Source organism: Rhodopila sp. (genome assembly GCF_965276935.1).
In the GTDB taxonomy this organism is placed as follows: Bacteria; Pseudomonadota; Alphaproteobacteria; order Acetobacterales; family Acetobacteraceae; genus Rhodopila.
The window spans coordinates 765,019-781,354 of record NZ_CBDIBS010000002.1; the positions used below are offsets into that span (position 1 = coordinate 765,019).

14 protein-coding genes are annotated in these 16,336 nt (G+C 66.2%); 9 read left to right on the forward strand and 5 right to left on the reverse strand.

The window, feature by feature from the left end:
- Positions 1-56: 56 nt before the first annotated feature.
- From ACQY4S_RS06600 to rph, 5 genes are all read right to left on the reverse strand, one after another.
- Positions 57-827, reverse strand: coding sequence for a uracil-DNA glycosylase (locus ACQY4S_RS06600; protein ID WP_428484390.1), 771 nt, complete (start codon positions 825-827; stop codon positions 57-59).
- The gene (locus ACQY4S_RS06605) at positions 820-1,431 is read right to left on the reverse strand and encodes a thiamine pyrophosphate-dependent enzyme (RefSeq protein ID WP_428484391.1); all 612 of its coding nucleotides are present in this window, start codon (positions 1,429-1,431) and stop codon (positions 820-822) included. The genes ACQY4S_RS06600 and ACQY4S_RS06605 overlap by 8 nt, the downstream gene beginning before the upstream one ends.
- An 11-nt stretch (positions 1,432-1,442) precedes the next feature.
- Positions 1,443-1,949 (reverse strand): phosphonopyruvate decarboxylase, encoded by a 507-nt coding sequence (locus ACQY4S_RS06610; protein WP_428484392.1) that lies wholly within the window; start codon positions 1,947-1,949, stop codon positions 1,443-1,445.
- 141 nt (positions 1,950-2,090) lie between these two features.
- On the reverse strand, positions 2,091-2,693 hold the full coding sequence (locus ACQY4S_RS06615; RefSeq protein WP_428484647.1) for a non-canonical purine NTP pyrophosphatase: 603 nt from the start codon (positions 2,691-2,693) through the stop codon (positions 2,091-2,093).
- The gene (gene rph / locus ACQY4S_RS06620; RefSeq protein WP_428484648.1) at positions 2,690-3,406 is read right to left on the reverse strand and encodes a ribonuclease PH; all 717 of its coding nucleotides are present in this window, start codon (positions 3,404-3,406) and stop codon (positions 2,690-2,692) included. The genes ACQY4S_RS06615 and rph overlap by 4 nt, the downstream gene beginning before the upstream one ends.
- 183 nt (positions 3,407-3,589) lie before the next feature.
- On the opposite strand from rph, the gene ACQY4S_RS06625 reads away from it, so the two are divergent.
- From ACQY4S_RS06625 to glpK, 9 genes are all read left to right on the forward strand, one after another.
- On the forward strand, positions 3,590-4,660 hold the full coding sequence (locus ACQY4S_RS06625) for an amidohydrolase family protein (protein ID WP_428484393.1): 1,071 nt from the start codon (positions 3,590-3,592) through the stop codon (positions 4,658-4,660).
- Positions 4,661-4,888: 228 nt separating this feature from the next.
- Positions 4,889-5,995: an amidohydrolase family protein gene (locus ACQY4S_RS06630; protein ID WP_428484394.1), complete on the forward strand. Its 1,107-nt coding sequence runs from the start codon at positions 4,889-4,891 to the stop codon at positions 5,993-5,995.
- Positions 5,996-6,271: 276 nt separating this feature from the next.
- Positions 6,272-7,474, forward strand: a complete 1,203-nt coding sequence (locus ACQY4S_RS06635) for an aldose epimerase family protein (RefSeq protein WP_428484395.1) — start codon at positions 6,272-6,274, stop codon at positions 7,472-7,474.
- Between the two features lie 241 nt (positions 7,475-7,715).
- Positions 7,716-8,825 carry a heat-inducible transcriptional repressor HrcA gene (gene hrcA, locus ACQY4S_RS06640; protein ID WP_428484649.1) on the forward strand — a complete coding sequence of 370 codons (1,110 nt, stop codon included), beginning with the start codon at positions 7,716-7,718 and terminating at the stop codon, positions 8,823-8,825.
- Positions 8,826-8,944: 119 nt separating this feature from the next.
- Entirely contained in the window at positions 8,945-9,532 is a 588-nt protein-coding gene (locus ACQY4S_RS06645; protein WP_428484396.1) for a nucleotide exchange factor GrpE, read from the forward strand.
- Positions 9,533-9,714: 182 nt separating this feature from the next.
- Positions 9,715-11,640, forward strand: coding sequence for a molecular chaperone DnaK (gene dnaK / locus ACQY4S_RS06650; protein ID WP_428484397.1), 1,926 nt, complete (start codon positions 9,715-9,717; stop codon positions 11,638-11,640).
- 115 nt (positions 11,641-11,755) lie between these two features.
- Positions 11,756-12,898 carry a molecular chaperone DnaJ gene (gene dnaJ, locus ACQY4S_RS06655; RefSeq protein WP_428484398.1) on the forward strand — a complete coding sequence of 381 codons (1,143 nt, stop codon included), beginning with the start codon at positions 11,756-11,758 and terminating at the stop codon, positions 12,896-12,898.
- Between the two features lie 260 nt (positions 12,899-13,158).
- Positions 13,159-14,700, forward strand: coding sequence for a glycerol-3-phosphate dehydrogenase (gene glpD / locus ACQY4S_RS06660; RefSeq protein WP_428484650.1), 1,542 nt, complete (start codon positions 13,159-13,161; stop codon positions 14,698-14,700).
- 119 nt (positions 14,701-14,819) lie between these two features.
- Positions 14,820-16,319, forward strand: a complete 1,500-nt coding sequence (glpK, locus tag ACQY4S_RS06665) for a glycerol kinase GlpK (protein ID WP_428484399.1) — start codon at positions 14,820-14,822, stop codon at positions 16,317-16,319.
- Positions 16,320-16,336: the final 17 nt, after the last annotated feature.

The window sequence follows — 16,336 nt, forward strand, 5'->3', positions numbered from 1 at the left end:
CATCAGGCTTGTGCCCTGGGCGTCGTCTCGCCCGGGCGACACATCCGCGATTACATCTATGGACTGTCGTGGTCGATCGCGCGCCGCAGCAGGCGCAGTCCGGCCCAGGCGCTCCGCCGCAGGGCGGGTGTCTTCTGCATCTCGGCCAGCGACGGCAGGTTCAGCACCGGCAGGGGCTGGTGCACGCCTTGCATGCCGCAGTCGAGCCATGCCGGCACGGTTCGGCGCCGTGCGAGCGTCGCGGGAAGCAAAGCACGCGCGGCTGAGCCACCGAACAGCACCAGCCGCCGCGGGCTTTGCAGCGTGATCAACCGGTGGAGAAACGGCAGGCAGATCGCTACTTCGTTCGCGTTGGGCGGCCGGCCGCCGGGCGGTCGCCAGGGCAGCAGCGGCGTCAGCATCAGGCGACCTCGGTCCAGCCCGATGCTGGCGAGCATCTGGTCGAGCAGGAGGCCGTCGGGGCCGGCGAATGGATGGCCGCCGCGGTCTTCTTCCCGTCCCGGCGCTTCGCCCACGATCAGGGTCGTGCTGGCGGGATCGCCCTCGCCGAACACCAGGTGGCTGGCGGTGTCCCGCAGGGCGCAGCCATCGAAGCCGGCGATCGCCTCCCGCAGGGCCTCCAACGTGGCGGCCTCGGCCGCGACGGCCGCCGCCCGGACCGCCGGCGTGGCGCGCGGCTGATCCGCCGCCGGGACAGCCACCGCTGGGCGGATCGGTGCCGGCGTCGCCGGCTGGAGCGGGCGCAGCCGATCGAGCGGTTCCGGGTCAAGCGCCTCGTCCGCCCCCCACTCCATCTGGAGGCGCAACAAGGCGACGGCGTCATCCAAGCAAGGCGGCCCGGAACCGATCGCGTTCCAGGTGCGGGACGAGGTTCTTCTTGTACTGGTTGGTCGGGCCTTGCTTGACGCGCAGCAGGATGAAAGTCAGGCCACCGCCTTCGCGCAGCAGGCGGTGGCCTTCCGCCAGGTCGGCTTCGGTGTTGATCACGTGCACGACTGGAAAGCCCGCGCCGGCGGCGATCACGTCCAGGCGAACGCCAAGACCGGTATGGCTTTCCTGGTTGCCGGTTTCGCCGTAGTGGCCGTTGTCCACGCAGATGATCGTCAGGTTCGGCGGATTCTGCAGCGCGATGGTGGCCAGCGCGCCGACATTCATCAGTAGTTCGCCATCGCCGGTCGCCACCAGGATGCGCCGCTTCGGCTGCGCCAGCGCCAGCCCGAGGCCCATCATCGGCGCCGCACCCATGGCGCCGCCCAGCCCGAACACGTTGGGGCCGTCCTTGGTCAAGGCCGACAATTCCCAGGCGGTTCCGGCCAGGCCGGCGACCATCAGGAACTCGTCCGGCCGCTCGATCAGCGCCGGCACCGCCTGCCGCCGATCCAGCACGGCTTCCGGCAGCGTTGCGGTCTGCAGCTTGTTGAGTTTCGCCATGACCTGCTCCGTCAGAATTTCTTCGCGCCGATCAGGCGCTGGGTGAGCAGGACCGCGACCTGCTGGCCGGACTGGTAGGTCATGGTGATGGCGGCGGTGACGGTCGGAACCACCTCGGCCGGCGTTTCCGCCCGCAGCACGATGACACCCATCGCCCGCAGCACCGGTTCCACCGCCTGACCCATGGCGAACTGCCAGGGATTGCCTTCACCGTATTCACCCCGCATGGACACCAGCGTCAGGAATGGAAAGCGCCCGCCATGGGTCAGCGACAGCATGTTGATGCAGTTGCCGACGCCGGACGACTGCATCAGCAGCACCGCGCGCTGGCCGCCGAGGTCGGCGCCGGCCAGCATGGCGACACCTTCCTCCTCGGTCGTCAGCGGCACCGAGTGAACGTCCGCATCGGCCAGGGAACGATCGATCAGCACCTTGTGGCCGGCGTCGGGCACATAGGCGAACTGGGTGACACCATTCTGCCGCAGCAGATCGTACAGCGCGTCCGGCCATTCTGGCAATGTTCTGGTTTCCTTGCTAAGTCAGTCGGCCCATGCCCCGGTCCATGCCCCGGCCCACGCCATCGATCCACATGCCGACACATCGCCTGGGTTTCATCCGCATGATGTTACAGCATGCGGCGGCCGGCTCAAGCCATCGCGTCAGCCGAAGCAGGCGGCCAGCACCTGAGCGAAGGCGTGGGCGCGGTGGCTGATGGCATGTTTTTCTGTCGGATCAATCTCCCCGAACGTCTGCTTTCCCCCGGCCGGCACGAACATCGGGTCATAGCCGAAGCCCATGTCGCCCTGGGGCGGCCAGATCACCTGCCCGTCGATGCGGCCAACGAATGTCTCGGTGTGCCGGTCCGGCCAGGCGAGGCAGAGCGCCGCGATGAACCAGGCGCGCCGCTCGGGGTTCGCGCCGATCCGCTCGTTCACCAGCGCCATGGCGCGGGCGAAATCCTTTGATGGTCCGGCCCAGCGGGCGGACAGCACGCCGGGCGCGCCGTCCAGCGCCGCGACGCAAAGCCCGGAATCGTCGGACAGGGCGGGCAGCCCGGTCGCGGTCGCCGCCGCCAATGCCTTGATGCGCGCGTTGCCGGCGAAGTCCGGCGCATCCTCGACCGGTTCAGGCAGACCCAGGGTCCCGGCGGAGACGACATCCACCCCCAGCGGCCGCAGCAGCGCCTCGATCTCCCTCAGCTTGCCGGGATTGTGGCTGGCCAGGACAAGTTTCGCGCCGCGCTCAAGCTTCCGTGCCATCAGTCACCAAGCGCCTGGCGTTGCAGGATGAACAGCGCGTCGGTGCCCTTGCGGGCCAGCGCCATCAGCTCCAGGAACTGGGCTTCGGAAAACGGCGCCTTCTCGGCGGTTCCCTGGATCTCGACAATGCCGCCGGTACCGGTCAGGACGAAGTTGGCATCGGCATCGGCGCCAGAATCCTCGTCGTAGTCCAGATCCAGCACCGAGGTGCCCGCCGCGATGCCGCAGGACACCGCGGCGACCTGACCGGTCAGCGGGATGGTCTTGATCACGTTCATCTTCACCAGATGTCGGAATGCCAGCGACAGCGCCACCCAGGCGCCGGTGATCGAGGCGCAGCGGGTGCCGCCGTCGGCGTTCAGCACGTCGCAGTCCAGCGTGATCGACATCTCGCCCATGGCGGCGCGGTCCACCACGGCGCGCAGGCTGCGGCCGATCAGGCGCTGGATTTCCTGGGTCCGGCCGGATTGCTTGCCGCGCGCGGCCTCGCGGTCGCCGCGGGTGTGGGTGGCGCGCGGCAGCATGCCGTATTCGGCGGTCACCCAGCCCAGGCCGGTGTTGCGCAGAAACGGCGGCACGCGGGTTTCGACGCTGGCGGCGCAGAGCACTTCGGTGCCCCCCATGCGGATCAGGCAGGATCCCTCGGCATGGCGGGCAAAGCCGGTGGTGATGGAGACTTCGCGGAGCATGTCAGCCGCGCGGCCGGATGGGCGCATGGTGGTGGTTCCCTGGTCGATGCGGCGCGGACCATACAGTGTCCCGATCGGCTCGCAACGGTGTTCGGTGGCCTCCGCACTCGGCTTGGCGTTTTGGAATGGGCGTGAGACTGTCCAGGCAATCGCCGGTTGATACGGCGTCCGGCAAACGCCGGGTGACAGGTGTCCGGCAAAGGCGACAGCATGAGTCCGATTGAGAGCGGCGGCATCGACTGCGATATCCATCCGGCGGTGCCGAACCTGAAGGCGCTTTACCCCTACCTATCCGACCATTGGCGCGACATCGTCGTGCAGCGCGGCGTGCACGAGCTGAACTCGATCGCCTACCCCGCCAATTCACCGTTGAGCGCGCGTCCCGACTGGCGGGTGGAGGGGATCAGACCGGGCGCCGACCTTGGCCTGCTGCGCCGGCATGCCCTGGATCCGTTCCGCACCAGCATCGCCATCGCCAACTGCCTGTATGGCGTGCAGTTGCTGTTCAGCGAGGACATGGGCGCCGGTTTCGCCCGCGCGGTGAACGACTGGATGACGGCGGAGTGGCTGGACAAGGAGCCCCGGCTGCGCGCGTCCATCGTCGTGCCGGCGCAAAGCCCCGAGCTGGCGGTGGAGGAGATCGAGCGCGTCGCGCCGGACCGGCGTTTCGTCCAGGTGCTGTTGCTGGTGATGGGCGACATGCCGCTCGGCAAGCGGCACTACTGGCCGATCTACGCCGCGGCGGTGAAACATGGCCTGACTATCGGCATCCATGCCGGCAGCGCGTATCGCCAGCCGGTCACCTCGATCGGCTGGCCAACCTACTACACCGAGGACTATGCCGCCCAGGCGGTGGGGTTTCAGCAGGCGTTGTCGTCACTGATCTGCGAGGGCGTGTTCGCCAAATATCCGGACCTGAAGGTGGTGCTGCTTGAATCCGGCTTCACCTGGCTGCCGGCGCACCTGTGGCGGCTGACCAAGTTCTGGCGCGGCTTGCGGATGGAGGTGCCGTGGCTGGACCGCTCGCCAACCGAGGTGGTGAAGTCGAATGTGCGCCTGACGATCCAGCCCTGCGACGCGCCGCCAAACGAAGCCATGCTCGAGAAGCTGATGCAACACATGGATTCGGATGAACTGCTGCTGTTCTCGACCGACTATCCACACTGGCAATTCGACGGAGACGATGTCCTGCCGGCCGGATTGTCGCCGTCGCTGGTTCGCAAGATCATGATCGACAATCCGCGTGACACCTACAAACGGCTGGACATCAGCACGCTCTGACGCGCCAGCCGGCCGAGGACCCATGTTCGTCCGGGCCTTCCGGCTTGGCGCCAACCACCGCAAGACCCGCGAACCTGGAGAGCTATGCTGGCGTTCCGGTCCGGCCAGGCGCATGATCCTGGTGTCCTGCCCCGAAAGCTCGTCACGCCTTGCGGCGGATGTAGGGGATCAGCAGGCTACTGACGACATCAGGCAATACGTTGACCTTCGCTTGACGGAGACGGCACGATGAATATCCAGGTTGCCTCCAAGCCGCTGCCGCGGGCGGCCAACCAGTCGAAGCTGGCGACGGCGGATTGCGACATCCATCCGCAGCGCGGCCACGACAAGGCGCTGCATCCTTATCTCGAGCAACGCTGGATCGAGCATTTGCGGATGTTCGGGTCTCGCCCGCGCCAGGCCTACCAGGCCGGACCGGCATACCCCAAGGGGCAGCCCAACGCATCCCGCCGCGACGCTTGGCCGCCGGGCGGCAGACCGGGCACCTCCCTGCCCTTCCTGCGGCAGCAGTTGCTGGACACCAACAACTGCGTGCTGGGCGTGTTGAACGCCACCGGCGACAACGGCCAGAGCTTCCAGAACCGCGACCTCGGCGCCGCCGTCTGCCACGCGATGAACGAGTGGCTGATCGCGGAGTGGCTGGCGCCGGAGCCTCGGCTGAAAGGCTCCATCGTCGTGCCGTATGAGGACGCCGAGGCGGCGGTCCAGGAAATCGAGCGCTACGCCGGCGATCCGCGCTTCGTGCAGGTGCTGATGTTGAGCCGCACCAGCGAGCCACCGGGGCAGAAGCGCTACTGGAAGATCTATCAGGCCGCCGCCGCCGCGGGCCTTCCGGTTGGCGTTCACGCCTTCGGCTTCGGTGGCTTTCCGGTCAGCGGCGCCGGCTGGCCATCGTATTATATCGAGGACATGGTCGGCCACGCTCAGTCGTCCCAGAGCTTCCTGACCTCGATGGTGATTGAGGGCGTGTTCGAGCGCGTGCCGAACCTCCGGCTGGTGCTGATCGAGGCGGGCTTCGCCTGGGTGCCGTCGCTGGCCTGGCGGCTGGACAAGCTATGGCATCGGCTGAAGCAGGAGACGCCGCACCTGAAGCGGCTGCCGAGCGAGACGATCCGCGAGCATGTCTGGTTGACGACGCAGCCGATGGAGGAACCGGCGAACCGGGCGCATGTGCTGGACGCGATCGACTGGATTGGCTGGGACCGGCTGCTGTTCGCGACGGACTACCCGCACTGGGATTACGACGATCCGGCGCAGGTGCTGCCGATGCCGCTGGCGGAGGACAAGAAGCGCGGCTTCTTCCTGAATAATGCTCTGGCATTGTATCAACGTTGAAGACGTGACGAACCGGGCCAGGGCGGCGCATCCCACGTCTCGGCCAAGGCCTGGCGGAGGTGGGCGATATGCAGATCGCCCTGAACCTCGCCTCTCATATCAACCGTCGGGATTGACCGCTGGGCACTGCCTTAACATTGTGATGGCCGGGCGACCGAGCGCGCGAGGGAGGGTTGACTTGGCCCCCGCGTCGGCTGAAGCTATTGAAACGCAATAACTTAGGTCCATGCACGGGTGCCCGGATCAAGCCTCCCTCGCGGGCTCGGTCGCCCGGGCATGACGGTAGAGGCGGCGCGGCCTGGGGTGGCGGCGGACGCGACCACAATGAAGGCTAGCCAGCGAAGCCGCGTAGCCGTGTGCCTCGCGTCAGTCCTGGCGACGGCGCCCGCCAAGGCCGCATCGCTGACCAGCGCGCCGTTCGGCACGACAGCGGACGGCAAGCCGGTCACCCGATACACCATGGCCACCCGCGGCGGCGTGAGCGTGAGCTTCATGAACTACGGCGGCGCCATCACCGACCTTACGACACCGGACCGGCAAGGTCATCGCGCCCCCATCGTGCTCGGCTTTCCGACGTTGCGCGACTACGAGACCAAGAACGCGGAAAATGAACTCTATTTCGGCGCGCTTATCGGACGCTATGCGAACTGGATCGCCCGAGGCCGCTTCAGCCTGGACGGCCATGAGTATCAACTCGCGCTCTCTGATCCGCCGAACACGATCCACGGCGGCAAGAGAGGGTTCGACAAGCGGGTCTGGAACGTGCAGCCGGACGCGACCTCCGGCCAAAGCGTTCGCGCACGGCTGACCTACACCAGCATCGATGGTGAGGAAGGCTATCCCGGCACGCTGCGGGTCAGCGTTACCTACACGCTGTCGGAGGACGCTGTATTCGCCATCCACTATGAGGCGATGACCGACCAGGACACGGTGATCAATCTGACGAACCACATGAACTTCAACCTGGCCGGGGCCGGGTCGCCCGGCGGCGTGCTCGGCCAGATCCTGACCGTGGACGCGGACCAGTACCTGCCGCTCGACAGGAGCCAGATCCCCCTCGGACAGCGCGCGTCGGTCAACGGCACTCCGTTCGACTTCCGCAAGCCGACCGCGATCGGCGCGCATATACACGACAAGAATGAGCAACTCGCCATTGCGGATGGCTACGACCAGAACTGGGTGCTGAACAAGCACGGCGACCCCGCGCGGCCGCAGCCGGCGGTGCGTGCCTTCGATCCGGGCAGCGGGCGCACGCTGGACTGTCTGACCACCGAGCCTGGGGTGCAGATTTACACCGCCGGCTTCTTCAATGGATCATATACCGGCATCGGCGGTCGCTACGGCCAATACGCCGCCTTCACGCTGGAAACCCAGCACTTCCCCGACAGCCCGAACCACCCGGACTTCCCGACGACCGAACTCAAGCCGGGGCAGGTCTTCGACAGCACGACGATCTTTCGCTTTGGCGTGCGGAAATAGCTGTCCATCAAATAGACATCGACAGGCCATGCCCGATCTATCTGTCGACGCTGGCGCCATCGCTTGAAAGCGGACAAAATGATCGTCGGACATCTCCCACACGGTGCTCACCGACCCGCGCCCGCAAAATGGCCGCTGGGGGGAAGGCCAGTAGGTCGCGGCCAACTTCCGCACTTTAACAAAGCATTGCGCATTACTGGCGGATGAGTTAAGGTCTTCGGTTGGAGTGCAACTGATGAATATGTCTGCTCCGTCGCAAGGCCGTTTTCCGCGCTTCCACGGCCGCTCATCTGCGTTCGGGGCCGCCACGCCGCCGCTTCCGCCAGGCCTGGACGCACGATCCGCTGCCGTCCTGCGAGAGATCGTCGAGCAATACGTCCAGACCGGCGAACCGGTCGGCAGCCGCACCCTGGCGCGCCGCCTGCCAATGAGCCTGTCACCGGCGACCATACGCAACGTGATGGCCGACCTGACCGACTCCGGGCTGCTGTTCGCGCCGCACACCTCCGCCGGCCGCTTGCCGACCGACCAGGGCCTCCGTCTGTTCGTCGACGGCCTGCTGAACTTCGGTGAACTGACCGAAGACGAGCGCGAGTCCATCACCGCCGCCCTCGGCGCCTCCGGCCGCAGCCTGGAAGACACCCTGGCGGAGGCCAGTTCGATGCTCTCCGGTCTGTCCGCCGCGGCCGGATTGGTCCTCGCCCCCAAATCCGAAGGCGCGCTCCGCCACATCGAATTCGTCCCGCTCGGTTCAGGCCGAGCGCTGGTGGTGCTGGTGAACAGCGATGGGCATGTGGAAAATCGGGTGATCGAAACGCCCCCCGGCCTGCCGCCCTCGGCGTTGCAACAGGCCAGCAATTTTCTCAACGCTCGGCTGTCCGGCCGCCCGCTGGCCGAACTGCGCCGCGTGGTGGCCGAGGAAATCGCTGCCAACCGTACCGAGCTTGACGCGCTGTCCACCCTTGTCGTGGCGGCCGGCCTGGCGACCTGGACCGGCGAGGGCCGCTCCGGCAGCCTGATCGTCCGCGGCCAGGCGCGCCTGCTGTCCGATGTCACACAGATTGAACGCCTGACCGCCATCCAGTCGCTGTTCGAACGGCTGGAAGCGCAGGAGACCATGCTGCGCCTACTCGAACTGGCGGAAACATCCGATGGCGTCCGCATCTTCATTGGCGCCGAAAGCGGCGTATTCACGACCTCCGGCGTCGCGATGGTGGTGGCACCGGCGCGCAGCGACGGCGGCCGGATCGTCGGCGCCATCGGTGTGATCGGCCCGACCCGCATCAATTACGGCCGCATCATTCCGGTGGTGGATTACACCGCCCGCGTCATCGGCCAACTACTGGGCTGACCACGGCTTGCTCGGCTGACAGCGGGACAAGTTACCTCACCTTCCCGCTTGTTCCGGCGCCGATGCCGCCCTAACTGATGGCCGCCATGAGCGTCGAACATCAGCAACCCCAGGAACACATGCAAGAACAACCCGCGGCCGAACCGGATGCCGCACCACCGGATCTGGGTCAGGAACTGACCCTGGACCAGATGATGCAGATCGCCACCGATCGTATCACCGCGCTGGAAGCCGAAGCTGTCGAAATGAAAGAGCGATGGATGCGAGCCGAGGCGGAGAACGCCAATGTGCGCGCGCGCGCCCGCAAGGACGTGGACGACACCCGTCAATACGCCGTGCAGAAATTTGCCACCGACGTGGTGGAGGCGGCGGAAAACCTGCGGCGTGGCATCGCCAGCCTGCCGCAGGGCGAGGAAGGCCTGCCCGACATCCTGATCAAGGTCCGCGAGGGCCTGGAAGGTGTGGAACGCAGCTTCATTGGTACGTTGGAGCGGAACGGGATCAAGCGGGACGATCCGGTAGGCCAGCCGTTCGACCCGAACCTGCATCAGGCGATGGCGGAGCAGGACAGCGACCTGCATGCGCCAGGCACGGTGATGCAGGCCTGGTCGTCGGCCTGGACCCTGAACGGGCGGCTGTTGCGTCCGGCCATGGTTGTCGTCGCCAAGGCACCCACGGCGGAACTGACCGGCTCCGGCCAAGGCTGATCCCCAGCACCTTGTTATAAAGCGGGCAACTTGTTACAAAGCAGGCAACTTGTGACAAAACAGTATGAAAAATCCCGCGCCGGCCCTTGCTCAGGCGGGGTCCGTCTCATACATCAAATGCATTCACTAAGGGTTCGCATCGGTGCTTCGGGCCGAGGCGGTCCGCTGAAAGGAGCTACTTAATGAGCAAAGTCATTGGTATCGATCTTGGTACCACCAATTCCTGCGTTGCAATCCTCGAAGGCAAGGACGTCCGCGTTATCGAGAACGCCGAGGGCGCACGCACCACACCCAGCATGGTGGCCTTTACCGACAGCGGTGAGCGTCTGGTCGGCCAGTCGGCGAAGCGCCAGGCGGTGACCAATCCGACCAACACGCTCTATGCCATCAAGCGCCTGATCGGCCGCCGCTATGACGATCCGCTGGTCGCCAAGGACAAGGGCATGGTTCCCTATGCCATCGCTCGCGGCGACAACGGCGACGCGTTCGTCGAATGCCGCGGGGAGAAATATTCTCCCAGCCAGATCAGCGCGTTCATTCTTGGCAAGATGAAGGAAACCGCCGAGGCTTATCTCGGGGAGCCGGTCGCCCAGGCGGTCATCACTGTTCCGGCCTACTTCAACGACAGCCAGCGTCAGGCCACCAAGGATGCCGGCCGCATCGCCGGCCTGGACGTGCTGCGCATCATCAACGAGCCGACGGCCGCCGCGCTTGCCTATGGCATGGACAAGAAGTCCGCCGGCACCATTGCGGTCTACGACCTTGGCGGCGGCACCTTCGACATCTCCGTGCTGGAGATCGGCGACGGCGTGTTCGAGGTGAAGTCGACCAACGGCGACACCTTCCTTGGCGGCGAGGACTTCGACCTGCGCGTCATCGACTATCTGGCCGACGAGTTTCGCAAGGAACAGGGCATTGACCTGCGCCGCGACAAGCTCGCGCTGCAACGCCTGAAGGAAGCCGCGGAAAAGGCGAAGATCGAGCTGTCGTCGTCAAAGGAAACCGAGATCAACCTGCCGTTCATCACCGCGGACGCCTCTGGGCCGAAGCATCTGGTGATGAAGCTGTCGCGGGCGAAGCTGGAATCACTGGTAGACGACCTGATCAGCCGCACCATGCAGCCCTGCCGCGCCGCGCTGAAGGATGCCGGCGTGACCGCCAACGAGATCCAGGAGGTCATCCTGGTCGGCGGCATGACCCGCATGCCGAAGGTCATCGAGGCGGTGAAGTCCTTCTTCGGCAAGGACCCGGCGCGCAACGTCAATCCTGACGAGGTCGTCGCCATCGGCGCCGCCGTGCAGGGCGGCGTGCTGAAGGGCGACGTCAAGGACGTGCTGCTGCTGGACGTGACTCCATTGTCCTTGGGGATCGAGACGCTGGGCGGCGTGTTCACCCGGCTGATCGATCGCAACACGACGATCCCGACGAAAAAGAGCCAGACCTTCTCGACCGCCGACGATAACCAGCAGGCCGTCACCATCAAGGTGTTCCAGGGCGAACGCGAGATGGCGTCGGACAACAAGCTGCTGGGCAACTTCGACCTGACCGGCCTGCCGCCGGCGCCACGCGGCGTGCCGCAGATCGAGGTGACATTCGACATCGACGCCAACGGCATCGTCTCGGTCTCCGCCAAGGACAAGGCCACCGGCAAGGAGCAGCAGATCCGTATCCAGGCCAGCGGCGGTCTGTCCGAAGCCGACATCAAGCGCATGGTGAAGGAAGCCGAAGCCAACGCCGAGGCCGACAAGCAGCGGCGTGAGACGGTGGAAGCTCGCAATCACGCGGAAAGCCTGTCGCATCAGGTGGAGAAGAACCTGAAGGAGCATGGCGACAAGCTGGGCGCGCAGGAGAAGGGCGAGGCCGAAGCCGCGCTTGCCGCCGCGAAGTCGGCGCTTGAAGGCACCGACACCGAGGCGCTGAAGCAGGCGACGGAACGGCTCAGCCAGGCCGCGATGAAGATCGGCGAGGCGATGTACAAGGCCGAAGCCGCTCAGCAAGCCGGTGGCGGTGAGCCGGGCGATCAAGGCCCAGGCACCGCCGCGGCTGACGACAAGGTTGTCGACGCGGAATTTGAGGAAGTCGACGAAAAGAAGAAAAAGTCCGCCTGAGAGACACGGGCTGTCTGATATGAGGGTTGCGCCCGTCCTTCCACCGAAGGCGGGCGCAACGCGTTTTGAGGCACCACAAGACAGACGCTGCGTGCCCGCGGTATGAAAGGCTGAGATGGCCAAGCAGGATTATTACGCCACCTTGGGAGTGGCAAGGGACGCGAGTGCGGACGACCTTAAAAGGGCCTACCGCAAGCTCGCCATGCAATACCACCCGGACCGCAACCCCGGTGACAAACCGGCGGAGGCACGGTTCAAGGAGGTCAGCGAGGCCTACGACGTGCTGAAGGACGACCAGAAGCGCGGCGCCTATGACCGCTTTGGCCATGCCGCCTTCGAGCAAGGCGGTGGTGGCGGTGGCGCCGGCATGGGCGGCTTCGACTTCTCCGCCGGCGGCGACCTCGGCGACATTTTCGACCAGATGTTCGGTATGGGCGGCCGGCGGGGTGGCGGGCGCACGCGCACCGGGACTGACCTGCGCCAGGGCGTCGAGATCGACCTGGCCGAGGCCTTTACCGGTAGCAAGGTCACGCTGCGTGTGCCGACCCGCGTCAAATGCGAAACCTGCGAGGGCACCGGATCGGCCGACAAGGGCCGTGCCGCGGAAACCTGCCCGACCTGCCAGGGCGCTGGGAAGGTCCGTGCGCAGCAGGGCTTCTTTCTGATCGAACGCACCTGCCCGACCTGCGGCGGTCAGGGCCGGGTAATTCGCAACCCTTGCCGGGTCTGCCAGGGCGCCGGCACCGTGCAGCGGGAACGCAGCATTCAGGTTGCCATCCCCGCCGGCGTGGAGGACGGGACGCGTATTCGCTTGTCGGGTGAAGGCGAGGCCGGCGGCCAGGGCGCGCAGAACGGCGATCTGTACGTGCACATCTCGATCCGACCGCATGAATTCTTCCAGCGTGAGCAGGCCAATATCCTGATGCGCGTCCCGCTGCGCATGACCCAGGCGGCCCTGGGCGCGGAGATCGAGGTCCCGGTGATCGACGGCACGCGGGCCAAGGTGAAGATCCCGGCAGGCACCCAGACCGGCGACCAGTTCCGACTGCGTGGCAAGGGCTTCTCTGTCCTGCGCAGCGCTGCCCGCGGTGACATGTTCATCCAGGTCGCCGTTGAAACACCGCAAAACCTGACGTCACGCCAGCGCGAGTTGCTGGAAGGTTTCGAGGCCGAGATGCAGACAGGCAGCAAGGGCAGCCCTGACCATGAAGGCTTCTTCGCCAAGGTGGCTGCGTTCTTCGAAGGTGGCCGGAGCTGACATCGCCGGTACCGATGGGACAACAAGCGGTGGTTCGAGGCAAGCCATCCCAAGGCCGCCAGGCTTGGGTCGCATCAGGCGAGGTCGTCGTTTGCTGCCAGCCGACCGCCGTTCACGCGGACAGCAACCGTACCTCGAATCCATCGCCACGCCGATCGTATAGCGGCACCGATCGCGGCATTTTCCGTTTGATCGGTTTTATGGGCAAACGCGCAAACAACTGAGGAAACGCGCATAGGGTGGGGAAACAGACCAGCGAGATGATCGTGACGGGCAGCAAGTCCGACTATGACCTCGCCATCATCGGCGGCGGCATCAACGGCTGCGGCATCGCCCGCGACGCGGCTGGACGCGGCCTGCGGGTTTTCCTGTGCGACCGCGCCGATCTGGGCTCCGGCACGTCCAGCGCCTCCACCAAGCTGATTCACGGCGGCCTGCGCTACCTGGAACATTACGATTTCCGGCTGGTGCGCGAGGCGCTGATGGAACGCGAGGTGCTGTGGGGCATCGCGCCCCACATCATCTGGCCGCTGCGCTTTGTCCTGCCGCACCACCGAAAGCTGCGGCCCGCCTGGCTGCTCCGGTTTGGCCTGTTCCTGTACGACCACCTCGGCGGCCGCAAGCGCCTGCCGCCGACACGGACGCTGCGGCTGCGCTCCGATCCCGCCGGGGCGGTGCTGAAACCTGACTTCACCCGCGGCTTCGAGTACTCGGATTGCTGGGTGGAGGACTCCCGCCTGGTCGTGCTGAACGCCCGCGACGCCGCCAACCGCGGCGCCGTCGTCGCGCCGCGCACCGCCTGCGTCGCCGCGGAGCGTGCTGACGGGCTGTGGAACCTTGCGTTGCGGGACGAAACCACCGGCCAGCGGCAGACGATCCGGACGCGGACGCTGGTCAACGCCGCCGGTCCGTGGGTGGCCGAGGTCGCCAGATCGGTGATCCGCGCCAACATCCAAGCCGCCGTCCGTCTGGTGCAGGGCAGCCATATTGTTGTCCACAAGCTGTACGACCACGACTCCTGCTACATCTTCCAGAATGCCGATGGCCGCATCTTCTTCGTCATCCCATACGAACGCGACTTCACGCTGATCGGCACGACGGACAAGGACTACACCGGGGACCCGTCCGATGCGCGGGCCGGCGACACCGAGATCGATTACCTGCTCCGTGCGACCGCCGAATATCTGCGCGAGCCGGTCACTCGGGACATGGTCGTCTGGAGCTACTCCGGTGTGCGGGCGCTGTTCGACGACGGCTCATCCGCGCCGCAGCAGGCAACGCGGGATTATGTGCTGAAGCTGGACGCGCCACCCGGTGCGCCGGCGCTGCTGTCGGTCTTCGGCGGCAAGATCACCACCTATCGCCGCCTTGCGGAATCCGCGCTTGCCCTGCTGCATCCCCATCTGCCCGCGGTGTCCAAACGACCCGCCGGATGGACTGGCCGAGAGAAATTGCCTGGCGGTGACTTTCCGGCTGATAAGTTTGAACCGCGGCTGACTGCGGCCAGGACGCGCTACCCGTTCGTGCCGGAAGCCACGTTGCGGCGGCTGTTCCGCGCCTACGGCACCGAAATCGGCCGGCTTCTTGGCAATGCGACATGCTACGCGGACCTCGGCCGGGATTTCGGCGCCGGGTTGACCGAGGCGGAGTTGCGTTACCTGATGGACACCGAATGGGCGCGCACCGCCGCCGACGTCGTCTGGCGGCGCACCAAGCTCGGCCTACGCCTGTGTGCGGCGGAGATCGCCAGCATTGATGACGCGATGCGCGGGTTGCGGCAGGAAGGATTGGCCGCGGAATGACCAGACCTCGCAAACGGCAGCCGCGCGTCGTATCCCATTAACCGGTTCTAAGGGCCGTCGGCCCTTAGCGGGGTCCAGGGGCAGCGCCCCTGGCCTTCCAACCTCCCACGGAGAGCCCCATGGCCAGGCACATCCTCGTCATCGACCAGGGCACGACATCGACCCGCTGCATCGTCTTTGATGCGAGCGTCGCGCCAATCGCCGCCGCGCAGCAGGAATTCAACCAGCTCTACCCGAAGCCGGGCTGGGTCGAGCATGACCCCGAGGACATCTGGGCGTCCGTCCTCGCCACCGCGCGCCAGGTCTTGTCCAGGTCCAGCCTGGATGCTGCCGACATCGCCGCCCTCGGCATCAGCAATCAGCGTGAGACGGTGGTGATCTGGGATCGCCGCACCGGCAAGGCGATCCACAACGCCATCGTCTGGCAGGACCGCCGCACCGCCGATGTCTGCGAACGGCTGGAGCAAGCCGGATACGGCGCGATGATTGCTGAACGCACCGGCCTGCGGCTCGATCCGTATTTCTCCGCGACCAAGATCGGCTGGCTGCTCGACACTGTTAATGGCGCACGCGAAGCGGCACAGGCCGGGCATCTGGCGTTCGGCACGGTGGACAGTTTCCTGCTGTGGCGGCTGACTGACGGCGCGGTGCATGCCACGGATGCCACCAATGCCTCCCGCACGCTGTTGTTCGACATCCACCGCGGCGCCTGGGACGAAGATCTGCTGAAACTGTTCTCGGTTCCCCGCGCCATGCTGCCCGAGGTGCGCGATACCGCCGGCAGCTTTGGCGAAACCCATGGCGCCCACTTTGGCGCGCCGATCGCGATCCGCGGCATTGCCGGCGACCAGCACGCCGCGCTGATCGGACAGGCCTGCTTTCGACCTGGCATGGTGAAATCCACCTATGGCACCGGCTGCTTCGCGCTGCTGAACACCGGCCAGCAGCCGATCACCAGCCGCCACCGCCTGATCACCACCATTGCCTACCAGTTCGACGGCCAGCGCACCTACGCGCTGGAAGGATCGATCTTCGTTGCCGGCGCGGCAGTGCAGTGGCTGCGCGACGGGCTCGGCCTGATTGCCTCCGCCGCCGAGACCGGCGCATTGGCGGCCGAAGCCGATCCGGCGCAGCAGGTCTACATGGTGCCGGCTTTCGTCGGCCTTGGTGCGCCGCATTGGGACAGCGACGCGCGGGCGCTGCTGACTGGCATGACCCGAGGCACCACGCGGAAGGAACTGGCACGCGCGGTGCTGGAATGTGTCGCCTACCAGACCCGTGACCTGCTGGATGCGATGCAGGCCGACCTTGGTGCCAAGTGGTCGGATACCGATACCGTGATCCGCGTTGATGGCGGCATGAGCGCGAGCGACTGGACCATGCAGTTCCTCGCCGACATTCTCGCCACGCCGGTGGACCGTCCGACCTGCCTTGAAAGCACCGCCGTCGGCGCCGCGTATCTGGCGGGGATGGCGGCCGGCCTGTACCCGGACATCGAGACCTTCGCGGCAAGCTGGTCCGCGCAACGACGCTTCCAGCCAGCGATGCCGGCACCTCGGCGCGACGAAAAATATCGTGGCTGGCGGGACGCGATCGCGCGCACCCTGTTGCGGCCCTGACGGATCCGCGGATCGCA